General features: G+C 70.2%; 9 protein-coding genes and 1 pseudogene. 4 read left to right on the top strand and 6 right to left on the bottom strand.

Going from position 1 to position 8,053, the window contains the following annotated elements:
- From AC2W7M_RS15085 to AC2W7M_RS15060, 6 genes are all read right to left on the bottom strand, one after another.
- Nucleotides 1-564, bottom strand: a 564-nt coding sequence (locus tag AC2W7M_RS15085) for a GNAT family N-acetyltransferase (protein ID WP_486133059.1), incomplete at its 3' end; no start/stop codon positions are given.
- Nucleotides 561-1,874 carry a GGDEF domain-containing protein gene (locus AC2W7M_RS15080; RefSeq protein WP_486133058.1) on the bottom strand — a complete coding sequence of 438 codons (1,314 nt, stop codon included), beginning with the start codon at nt 1,872-1,874 and terminating at the stop codon, nt 561-563. The genes AC2W7M_RS15080 and AC2W7M_RS15085, both read right to left, overlap by 4 nt.
- 181 nt (nt 1,875-2,055) lie before the next feature.
- Entirely contained in the window at nt 2,056-2,772 is a 717-nt protein-coding gene (locus tag AC2W7M_RS15075; protein WP_486133057.1) for a pyrimidine 5'-nucleotidase, read from the bottom strand.
- Nucleotides 2,773-2,800: 28 nt separating this feature from the next.
- Nucleotides 2,801-3,160 carry a lysozyme inhibitor LprI family protein gene (locus AC2W7M_RS15070; RefSeq protein WP_486133056.1) on the bottom strand — a complete coding sequence of 120 codons (360 nt, stop codon included), beginning with the start codon at nt 3,158-3,160 and terminating at the stop codon, nt 2,801-2,803.
- On the bottom strand, nt 3,157-3,888 hold the full coding sequence (gene queC, locus AC2W7M_RS15065; RefSeq protein ID WP_486133055.1) for a 7-cyano-7-deazaguanine synthase QueC: 732 nt from the start codon (nt 3,886-3,888) through the stop codon (nt 3,157-3,159). The genes AC2W7M_RS15070 and queC overlap by 4 nt, the downstream gene beginning before the upstream one ends.
- A 7-nt stretch (nt 3,889-3,895) precedes the next feature.
- The gene (locus AC2W7M_RS15060; protein ID WP_486133054.1) at nt 3,896-4,198 is read right to left on the bottom strand and encodes a BolA family protein; all 303 of its coding nucleotides are present in this window, start codon (nt 4,196-4,198) and stop codon (nt 3,896-3,898) included.
- Nucleotides 4,199-4,390: 192 nt separating this feature from the next.
- Here AC2W7M_RS15060 and AC2W7M_RS15055 point away from each other — a divergent pair, with 192 nt between their 5' ends.
- The 4 genes and pseudogenes from AC2W7M_RS15055 (at nt 4,391) to cobT (ending at nt 8,033) form a co-directional block, all read left to right on the top strand.
- Nucleotides 4,391-4,816 (top strand): hypothetical protein, encoded by a 426-nt coding sequence (locus AC2W7M_RS15055; RefSeq protein ID WP_486133053.1) that lies wholly within the window; start codon nt 4,391-4,393, stop codon nt 4,814-4,816.
- Complete coding sequence (locus tag AC2W7M_RS15050; RefSeq protein WP_486133052.1) at nt 4,813-5,013, top strand: J domain-containing protein; 201 nt, start codon at nt 4,813-4,815, stop codon at nt 5,011-5,013. Before AC2W7M_RS15055 ends, AC2W7M_RS15050 begins: the two co-directional genes overlap by 4 nt.
- 105 nt (nt 5,014-5,118) lie before the next feature.
- Entirely contained in the window at nt 5,119-6,102 is a 984-nt protein-coding gene (cobS, locus tag AC2W7M_RS15045; RefSeq protein ID WP_121624483.1) for a cobaltochelatase subunit CobS, read from the top strand.
- A gap of 52 nt (nt 6,103-6,154) precedes the next feature.
- Nucleotides 6,155-8,033, top strand: a pseudogene (cobT, locus tag AC2W7M_RS15040) (cobaltochelatase subunit CobT).
- Nucleotides 8,034-8,053: the final 20 nt, after the last annotated feature.

Below are 8,053 nucleotides of genomic sequence, written 5' to 3'. Positions count from 1 at the left end.
CAGCGCGCGGCCGGACGGCGGGTTCAGCCAGGCGTCGAGGAAGGCGGGGCGGGCAAAGCCGAAGCAGGCGAGGTCGAAAGCATCGACCGCCGCGCGGAGATCGGCGCCGATCACGCGGACCTCGCCGCCGTGCTGGGCCACCGGCGGCACGGCGGCACCGCCCGGCACCGGCCCCCCGTAGCGCACGTTGCGGTGGGCAAGGACGAAGCCGGAGCGGGCATAGTTCGCCTGCTGCGCGACCACCCCGTCGAGCCCGACGACGCGCCCCTCCAGCCGCGCTATCGCCTCGGTCCAGAGCGCGAGGCCGAAGCCGCGCCCGCGCAGGTCCGGCCGGCAGATGTAGAAGCCGACGAAGGCGAAGCCGCCCTCATAGCGCACCGCCGAGATGGTCGCCGCAAGGCTCCCGTCCGCCGCGAACAGACCGAGGAAGCCGTGCGGGTCCTGGGCGAGGAAGGCGCCGGCATCGGCGAGGCCCGGGTTCCAGCCCTCGCGGGCGGCCCAGTCCAGGGCGATGGCCACTTCGCTGGGCGCCAGCGGTCGCGCCGATGCGCCGGCCGGGATCACTCCGGCTGCTCCGGCGTCTTGCCGGATCGGGGCCGGAGCTTGGCCGGGCGGACCTCGTCGAAGAAGCGCGGCAGCACCACCACCCGGTCGCGGCCGCCGCCCTTGGCGGCATAGAGCGCCCGGTCGGCGCGCTCGATCAGGGTTGATACCGAGCGGTCGCCTGCGAGGCGGAAGGTGCCGCCGATGGAGGCCTGCACCGCCAGCCCATGGCCGTTCACCTGGACCGGTGCGCTGCGAATGCTGGTGAGCAGCTTGTGCGCCACCTGCTCGGCGCCGGCCGCGTCGGTCGACGGCAGGAGAATGGCGAATTCCTCGCCGCCGACACGCGCGGCGACGTCGCCGGTCCGCAGCGCGCCGGCGCAGCGCCGCGCCACCTCGGACAGGACCTTGTCCCCCGCCACATGGCCGAAGCGGTCGTTGATGGACTTGAAGTGGTCGATGTCGAGCATGAGGATCGACAGCTGCGTCGCCGCGTGCAGCGCCGCCGCGAAGGCGCGCTCGGCCTCCTCGAAGAAGCGCCGGCGGTTGTGCAGGCCGGTGAGTTCGTCGGTGCCCGCCAGATGGCGCAGCTCCTCCTCCAGGCGTCGGCGCTCGGTGACGTCCCAGAACACCACGATGTAGGTGGAGCCGATGAAGCGGAACCGGAACTGGACCGTACGCTGCTGGCCGTCGCGGCAGAGGACATCCCATTCCGCCCGCTGAACCTCCCCCGGAGCGGCGCGCACGCTCTCGCACCGCTCGCGCCATTCACGGATCGCGCGGGCGCGGGCCGCATCGTCCGGAAAGCCGCGCTCCCACCAGTCGTCGTGATGCGGCACATGGCCGTCATAGGCGTAGCCGAACAGTTCGTCGGACAGGGTGTTGCAGAACAGCTCGCGGAAGTTGCCGTCATAGATCTCGACGCCCACCGGCAGCGAGCGGACGATCTCCTCCAGCATGACGCCGAAATTCTCGATGCCGGCTTCCGTCCGCTTCTGCGTCGCGGCATCGGCCGCGAGCGGGCGGATGGTGAGCACGCAGAGATCCTGGTCGGGAATGCGCGCCGGCTTGAAGCCGAGCGTGGCGAGGCCGGCCGGCGTTCGGCAATAGAGCATCAGTTCGCCTGCATCGGCGACTTCGCCGCAGATCAGAGGCCGGAGGCGACCGGCCGCATAGGCGCCGAGAAAATCGGAGAGATCGCCGTCCAGGCTCGCGCTCCCGAGCAGGCTCCGCGCCCTGGGGTTGCCGCGCACGACGCGGGCGTCCCCGGCGTTGACCACCAGAAGGGGAACCTGAACCAGATCGACCCAGGCCAGGCTGTCAGCGGTCATTTATGGAAAGCCACGAATTCCCAGGTTGGCGCCGCCCCGACGAAGAGTTGCATGGACCGAGAGCCGACGCATGCGACACTTTGCCCCATCGCCAGATCCGCCCCTGCCCGTCTCGAGTCCGCCGAATCTAATATGCACCATATGCCCGAAGGCTCAACCCGGGATCGTCAAAAGCGACCCTTTAAACCGCGGCCACCTGCTCCAGGAAGCCGGCGAGATCCTCGGTGACGTGATCCACATAGGCCGCCTCGCGGCCCTCGAATTCCCAGCTCTCGCGCGCCTCGATCCGCTCGCCCGGCGGTACCACCAGCACGGTCGCCATGCCGAGGCGGTGCGGCACCTCGAGATTGCGGGCGAGATCCTCGAACATGGCGGCGCGCGGCGCCTCGACGCCGTGGGCGCGGAGGAAGCGCAGATAGGCCTCCTCCGTGGGCTTGGGATGGAACTCGGCGGCGACGATGTCGTGCACCGCCGCGAAGTGGCCGCCCATGCCGAGCTTGTCCAGCACGTTGCGGGCGTGGCGCTCGGAGCCGTTGGTGTAGACCAGCTTGCGGCCGGGCAGCGCCTCGATGGCGGCGGCGAGGCGCGGCGAGGGGTCGAGGCCGGTGAGATCGACGTCGTGGACGTGGGAGAGGAAGGCGGCGGTGTCGATGCCGTGCTCCAGCATCAGCCCGCGCAGCGAGGTCCCGTAGCGGCGGTAATAGTCCTTCTGGAGCGTGAAGGCCTCCTCCGGGGTGATGCCGAGAAGGTCGGTGATATAGGCCTTCATGCGGGCGTCGATCTGGGCCCACAGATCGTGCCGCGCGGGATAGAGCGTATTGTCGAGGTCGAACACCCAGGTCTCCACCTGGTGGAAACCGGCGCGCGCATCGCTGGCGCTTCGCAGATCGGCGGTCATGGCGGGCTCCGGAGGTTGGCGCCGCGGTTCAGAACGGTCCGCGCGAATAGAGGGTGTCGAGGTCGGCCTGCAACACGCCGATGCGCGCGCGGTAGGCACCCGTGAGGCAGGCGACATTGCCGCCGCACGCGGCGCGGGTCCCGAGCCAGGCGCGCTGCGCCTCGCGCAGGTCGGCGCGGACGCCCATGCCGGAGGTCTTGGTGAGCACCTCGTACATCACCGCCAGCTTCACATCGAGCTGGGCCAGGCCGCAATCGGCGCAGATGGCCCGTTCGTCGGGTGCGGTATTGGTGGCGCAGCTGAAGCTCTGCGCCATGGCCGGCGCGGCACCGGCGAAAACCGCCGCAAGAGCCAGCGCGGCGAGCGGGAGACGGGCGGAAAGGGTCATCGCGAAGCCCTCCTCAGGCTGCTGCGGTACCGGGCGAAGCCATCGGCCCGAAGGGCGCAGGCCGGGCAGGTGCCGCAGCCATAGCCCCAGTCCCGCCGGACGCCCCGCTCGCCCAGATAGCAGGTGTGGGTCTCTTCCACGATGACGTCCACCAGCGCCGGACCGCCGAGGGTCTCGGCGAGCGCCCAGGTCTCGGCCTTGTCGATGAACATCAGCGGCGTGTGCAGCACGAAGCGCGTGTCCATGCCGAGATTGAGCGCCACCTGCAGCGCCTTGATGGTGTCGTCGCGGCAGTCGGGATAGCCGGAGAAGTCGGTCTCGCACATGCCGCCGACGATGTGGCGCAGCCCGCGCCGGTAGGCGAGCGCTGCGGCGAAGGTGAGGAATGCGATGTTGCGGCCCGGCACGAAGGTGTTGGGCAGCCCGCCGTCCTCCATCTCGATGGCGACGGCACGGGTCAGCGCGGTCTCGGACAGCGCGCCGAGCACCGAGAGGTCGAGCACATGGTCGGCACCGAGCCGCTCCGCCCATCCCGGCTTCAGCCCGGCGAGCGCCGCGCGCAGCACCGGGCGGCGCTCCAGCTCGACACGGTGGCGCTGGCCGTAGTCGAAGCCGAGCGTCTCGACCGTGGCGAAGCGCTCCAGCGCATAGGCGAGGCAGGTGGTGGAATCCTGCCCGCCCGAGAACAGGACCAGCGCGCCCTCTCCGGCGATCCCCGCTGCGCGCATGGCGTGGCTATTCCCCCGGCGCCTTGGCCTCGATGGCGATGGCGTGCAGGCCCTTGGCGATCTCGCCGGCCAGCAGCGCGTTCACCATGCGGTGGCGCTCGATACGGCTCTTGCCGGCGAAGTCCTGTGCCACCACCCGCACGCGGATATGGGTGACGCCGCCGTCGTCGCGCCCGGCGGGGCCGCGCTCCAGGTGGCGCACGCCGGCATGGCCGGCATGCTTGTGGCTCTCGTCCATCACGTCGAGGGCCAGCGGGGTCAGGCCCGTCTCCAGGGTCTGGCGGATGGCGGAAAGGTGGGTCTCGCTCATGATCGAACCAATCTGTGAAGCAAAGGAAGCGGCGGCAATGGACCGCGACGATGGCGCGTTCGCGGTCGGCATACTATATGTGCCTTGCGCCCGCGCTGCCATCCGCGCGGCGCCGGGGTCGCTCAGCGGCCCGCGGCTCTCCCCTCTCAATTTCTTGCGGTGCCGAAAGCCGGCCCGCATAATCGCCCGGCCATGAAGCTCGACTCCCCGCTCTTCGACCGCATCCGCGTCAAGCCCGGCGACGACCGGACGCGCCGCACGCACACCGCGTGCTGCGAATGGGCGGGCTGCACCCAGGCGGGAACCCACCGCGCGCCCAAGGGCCGGCACCAGGAAGGCCAGTACTGGCGCTTCTGCCTCGACCATGTGCGCGAATACAACCAGTCCTACAACTACTTCGCCGGCATGTCCGACGACGCGGTCTACGCCTACCAGAAGGATGCGCTGACCGGCCATCGCCCCACCTGGAAGATGGGTGCCAAGTCGGGCGCCCAGCCGGGCGCCCCCGGGGCGGCCGGGGCCGCTTCCGCGCCGCCGGCTATGGCGACCCGTTCGGCTTCGGCGCCGAGTTCGGCGAGAGCGTCGCCGCCGAGCGCCCCGAGGCGGAGGGCCGGATGATCCGCACCGCCGAGCGGCGGGCGCTGGAGGTGATGGGCCTCGAAATGTCCGCCGGCGCGGACGAGATCAAGGCCCGCTTCAAGACCCTGGTGAAGCTGCACCATCCGGATGCCAACGGCGGCGACCGCTCGGCCGAGGATCGGCTGCGGAACGTGATCCAGGCCTATAACAGCCTCAAGCAGGCGGGATTTTGCTGACCGGTCCTCAGGACGGCCGGACCGAACGGCCGCGGCGCGCCGCAGGGAGCGCCATGGCAGAACAAGAGCAGCAGGCGGCGCGCGCGGCGCGCCCACGGAGGTTTCATGAGTGCCACCGCGACCCCAGCGCCAACCCCGGACATGAAGGTGTCGGTGCGCCAGACCTTCGGCATCGACATCGACATGGAGGTGCCGGCCTTCTCCGAGCCGGACGAGCACGTTCCGGAGCTGGACGCGGACTATCTGTTCGACCGCACCACCACCCTCGCCATCCTCGCCGGCTTCGCCCACAACCGCCGGGTGATGGTCACCGGCTATCACGGCACCGGCAAGTCCTCGCACATCGAGCAGGTGGCGGCGCGCCTCAACTGGCCGTGCGTGCGCATCAATCTCGACAGCCACATCTCGCGCATCGACCTGATCGGCAAGGACGCGATCGTGGTGAAGGGCGGCATGCAGGTGACCGAGTTCCGCGACGGCATCCTGCCCTGGGCCTACCAGAACAACGTCGCTCTGGTGTTCGACGAATATGACGCCGGCCGCCCCGACGTGATGTTCGTGATCCAGCGCGTGCTGGAAAGCTCGGGCCGCCTGACCCTGCTCGACCAGAGCCGGGTGATCCGCCCCCACCCCGCCTTTCGGCTGTTCTCCACCGCCAACACCATCGGCCTCGGCGACACCACCGGCCTCTATCACGGCACGCAGCAGATCAACCAGGCGCAGATGGACCGCTGGTCCATCGTCACGACCCTGAACTATCTCGCCCACGACAAGGAAGTGGACATCATCGTCGCCAAGGCGAAGCACCTGCGCACGCCGGAAGGCCGCGACACCGCCAACCGCATGGTGCGCCTCGCCGACCTGACGCGCTCGGCGTTCATCAACGGCGACCTCTCCACCGTGATGAGCCCGCGCACGGTCATCACCTGGGCCGAGAATGCGGAGATCTTCCGCGACATCGCGTTCGCGCTCAGGGTGACCTTCCTCAACAAGTGCGACGAGCTGGAGCGGCCGCTGGTGGCCGAGTTCTACCAGCGCTGCTTCGGGCAGGAACTGCCCGAAAGCACGGTGAACGTCGCCCTCTCCTGACCCCGACGCGCCCGGCTTTGCGCCGGGCCGTCCTGCTGACGAAGATCCGGACATGGCCCCGACCAACCGCACTGCCCCCAAGGTCCCAAGGAAGCGCCCGTCGAGCCCTTCAAGCGCGCGGTCTCTGCCTGCTTCAAGGCGGTGGCCGGCGTGGCCGAGTTCGAGGTCGCCTTCGCCGCCGAGCGTCCGGCGCTCGTCCGGACCGGGTGCGCCTTCCCGAGCCGCCGCGCCGGCTCTCCGCCCACGATGCGGCGATCGTGCGCGGGCACGCGGATTCGCTGGCGCTGCGCCTCGCCTGCCACGACCCGGCGACGCACCGCAAGATGCTGCCCTCCGGCGAGGTCGCCCGCGCGGTGTTCGAGGCGGTGGAGCAGGCGCGGGTGGAGGCCCTCGGCGGCAGCCGCATGTCGGGCATGAAGACCAACCTCTCGGCCATGCTCGCGGACCGCTACCACCGCGGCAATTTTGCCGACATCACCGACCGCGCCGACGCCCCGCTGTCGGACGCCGTCGCCTTGATGGTGCGCGAGCGCCTCACCGGCGAGGCGCCGCCGCCCGACGCGCGCAAGATCGTCGAGCTGTGGCGCGACTATATCGAGGATCGCGCCGCCGGCGACCTCTCCCGTTTCGCCGAGAGCATGGACGACCAGAAGAGGTTCGGCGAGATCGCCCGCGATCTGCTCGCCTCGCTGGACATGGGCGAGGAGAGCGGGCTCGATTCCGAGAGCCAGGACCAGGACGCGGAAAGCGAGGGCGGCGAGGACGACCAGAGCGGCGAGGACGGCGAGACCCGCGAGGACGACGGCCAGCAGGGCGCCACCGAGGTGGAGGCCGAACTCTCCCAGGAGGAGATGCCGGAAAGCGCCATGGAGAGCGACGCCGCGCCGCCCGCCGACATGCCCGACGCCGACGACATGGGCGACAGCGACGAGCCAGCGGAGCCGTGGCAGCCGCGCCCGTCCATGACCCACGACAATAAGGGGCCGGAATACCACGCCTTCACCACCAAGTTCGACGAGGAGATCGCCGCCGAGGAATTGTGCGACCCGGAGGAACTGGCGCGGCTTCGGTCCTACCTCGACAAGCAGCTCTCGCATCTGCAGGGCGTGGTGGCGCGGCTTGCCAACCGGCTCCAGCGCAAGCTTCTGGCGCAGCAGAACCGGGCCTGGGAGTTCGACCTGGAGGAGGGCATCCTCGACCCGGCGCGGCTCTCGCGCGTGGTGACCGACCCCACCGCCGCGCTGTCCTTCAAGCGCGAGCGCGACACCGAGTTCCGCGACACGGTGGTGACGCTGCTGATCGACAATTCCGGCTCCATGCGCGGTCGGCCCATCACGGTCGCGGCCACCTGCGCCGACATCCTCGCCCGCACGCTCGAGCGCTGCGGCGTGAAGGTGGAGGTCCTGGGCTTCACCACCCGGGCCTGGAAGGGGGGGCAGTCGCGCGAGGCCTGGCTCGCCGCCGGCAAGCCGGCCGGCCCCGGCCGCCTCAACGACCTGCGCCACATCATCTACAAGTCGGCGGACGCGCCCTGGCGACGCGCGCGGCGCAATCTCGGCCTGATGATGCGCGAGGGGCTGCTGAAGGAGAACATCGACGGCGAGGCGCTCGACTGGGCGCACCAGCGCCTGCTGGCGCGCACCGAATCCCGGCGCATCCTGATGATGATCTCCGACGGCGCGCCGGTGGACGACAGCACCCTCTCCGTGAATGCCGGCAACTATCTGGAGCGGCACCTGAGGCACATCATCGCCCAGATCGAGAACCGCTCGCCGGTGGAGCTGATCGCCATCGGCATCGGCCATGACGTGACGCGCTACTACAAGCGCGCCGTCACCATCGTCGATGCCGAGGAACTGGGCGGGGCCATGACCGAGAAGCTCGCCGAACTGTTCGCGACGCGCCCGCGGCGGCCGCGGCGCCTGCACTGAGCGGTTGGTGACTGGCCGCG

This window comes from Xanthobacter sp. BG11Y11_SDJG, assembly GCF_057364445.1.
This window is presented reverse-complemented; position numbering and strand designations above follow the sequence as displayed.